Source organism: Thermovirga sp., from assembly GCA_012523215.1.
Lineage (GTDB): Bacteria > Synergistota > Synergistia > Synergistales > Thermovirgaceae > 58-81.
Window position 1 is genome coordinate 1 of sequence record JAAYIZ010000206.1, and the last position, 2,390, is coordinate 2,390.

At 58.2% G+C, this 2,390-nt stretch carries 3 protein-coding genes; 2 read left to right on the forward strand and 1 reads right to left on the reverse strand.

Going from position 1 to position 2,390, the window contains the following annotated elements:
• Positions 1-25: 25 nt before the first annotated feature.
• Positions 26-235, reverse strand: a complete 210-nt coding sequence (locus tag GX108_05765; protein ID NLO56544.1) for a DUF2905 domain-containing protein — start codon at positions 233-235, stop codon at positions 26-28.
• A gap of 350 nt (positions 236-585) precedes the next feature.
• Between GX108_05765 and proC the strand changes: the two genes are divergently transcribed.
• Both proC and GX108_05775 read left to right on the forward strand, forming a co-directional pair.
• Positions 586-1,413 (forward strand): pyrroline-5-carboxylate reductase, encoded by an 828-nt coding sequence (gene proC, locus GX108_05770; GenBank protein ID NLO56545.1) that lies wholly within the window; start codon positions 586-588, stop codon positions 1,411-1,413.
• Positions 1,414-1,581: 168 nt separating this feature from the next.
• The coding region (locus tag GX108_05775; protein NLO56546.1) for a hypothetical protein at positions 1,582-2,390 on the forward strand (809 nt) is incomplete at its 3' end.

A 2,390-nucleotide genomic window follows, 5' to 3' on the forward strand; every position in this document is an offset into this window, starting at 1 on the left:
GGGAAGACCCCCCTGAAGCGTCCCCCTATCTCCTGGAGAGCAGGTTCATCACCACCGTGAGGATCAGGCTGACAATGACCATCGAGGTTATGGGTATGAAAACCTTGGTCCGCCCCGTCTCGTAGCGGATGTCCCCGGGGAGCCTGCCGAACCAGGCCAGGAGCCAGGGGGCGAAGTGAAAGGCCAGCCCAAGCAGCAGCAGGACGCCGCCGGCGACCATAAGCCATCTTGCCATTTTGGATCCCTCCCGTGAAGAAGGTTAACCTCAAGGCCCCCAAGTTTTCAAGATCGGACTCAATATCGCTGTCCGGCCACAATATCGATTCCGGCTATTGACGAAAGGGAATAGAGAGGTTATCTTCTTCATCAACTGATCGGTGCGATTCCAAAGGAGGAGCACTGGCATGCAGGTTTCCGCAAGAAGGATGACCCGACCTAACCCGTGCGTTCCGCTCAGGTCCCGAAAGAGCCCTTCCCGGGAAGGTACGGTCTTGTCCTGATCCAGTGATCCGTTCAGCCTTTTAGACATCCAAGGCCGCCGACCTCCGGGTCGGCGGCTTTTTTATTATCGAGGGGGGGAATATTATGGAAGAGAAAGAGAAAGCCAGGATCTGCGTTATCGGCGCCGGCATCGTCGGTGGCGCACTTTCGGAGGCGCTCGCACCACGATACTCGGTGACGGCCACGCGCAGGAACTTCGACAAACTCAACGGGCTCAGCGAAAAAGGCGTCAGGGTGACCTCCGACAACAGGGCAGCCGCGAAAGACGCCGACCTGGTGTTCCTGTCGGTGAAGCCGGCGCAGGTGGTCCCGGTCCTGAAGGAGATCGCCGAGACTCTCAGCGGTAAGACCGTGGTCTCCTTCGCCGCGGCCATATCGACGGATATACTTCGGCTGGCGGCGCCGGAGGCCCATTTCGTGAGAGCCATGACGAACATAGCCGTGAGAATCCACAAGGGGTTCACCCTTTTCTACCCGGAACAAGATTTTCCCCGAGAGAGGCTTCCCTTCCTGGAAAAGGTCCTCATGGAGCGGGGAGAGATCCAGCAGGTGGATGAGCAGTACCTGGACGTCCTGACCGCCATGTCCGGTTCGGGGCCTGCCTACATCTTCACCGTGATCGAAGCCATGATCTACGGAGCTCTCAGGGAAGGGCTTCCCAGGAATCTCGCCCTGATGGCGGCTGCCCATACCGCCATAGGCGCGTCGTGCCTCCTCTTGGAAACGGGGAAACACCCCGCCGAATTGAGGGACATGGTGCTGACCCCGGGAGGGGTGACCATCGACGGCATCTACGAACTGGAGGAAAGCCGCATACGCACGGCATTCATGAAGGCTATAGGCGCGGCTTCCGCAAGAGCGCGGACCCTATCCGCCGACGCGAGGGCCCAGGCCATGCAGGATATAGAATAACGCTCCCCGCCGGGACCTTCCGGGGGCAAGCCCCGTGATCGCGGTCTTAACAATTCTTTTCATTTCCAAAGAGCACCTTAATAGGATGGGTCCTAGAATGAGGATCGGTAATGGACCGACGAAAAATCACGAAAGGGAATACCTTTTGAGGAAACGGAGGTACGCCCCATGAAAAAGATAGTGGCCATGTTTGTTTTGGGAAGCCTATTTCTCGGCACGGGCTTTTCCGTCGCAGTCTCGGCCGTGGAGCCCAACCTCGAAGGGGTGGTCTACTGGTCCGAGGAGGAGGTGGACAGCCTCTTCTCCCCGGAACTGATGAGGACCCTCGCCCTTACGCCCAACCAGAGAAACACCTTCCAGGAACTCCGCGGCAGGGATTGGGGTTATCGGCCCGATCACCGCTACTCCGGCCAACTGGATGCTCTCTTCGGCCTCACCAGGATGATCAGGCCCGGCGGCCCCAGGGTTGTGATCGAAAGGGAGAACGACAACCTCAGGACCTTCATGGCCCTGCTCGCCTTCGGCATCCTGCTCAGCCAGGCCCAGGACAGCGACAGGTACTACGACCAAGGGTATGGGTATGGGTACGATTACGGGTACGGTTACGGATCGGGCCGCTGGATCAGGATCGACGATTTTCTCTACCTGTTCTTCAGGATACTGGACATGAACCAGCGCTACACCTTCAAGATCTACTTTGACCGGTGGTACGACGATTACTACTACAGGCCCGACCGCTTCAGAGACTACCACGACCGTTACTACCGGGAAACGATGAGGGATTGGGATCGGAGGCTCCACCTGAGCGAAAAGCAGAGAAGGGACATGGAGCGCTATTACAGGGATCTTTACTCCCGGCAGTGGGACAGGGAGAAACGCTACAGGGACCTCGAGAAGGATTACCTTAAGAGGAACTGGGACCGAGGCTCCTTCCGCGATATTGACCGGTACAGGCGGGACCTTCTCCAGAGACGCCA

What these genes read in the sequence shown, in the direction of transcription:
- GX108_05765 (NLO56544.1), bottom strand. Translation starts at nt 235, where the DNA reads ATGGCAAGATGGCTTATGGTCGCCGGCGGCGTCCTGCTGCTGCTTGGG.
- proC (NLO56545.1), top strand. Translation starts at nt 586, where the DNA reads ATGGAAGAGAAAGAGAAAGCCAGGATCTGCGTTATCGGCGCCGGCATC.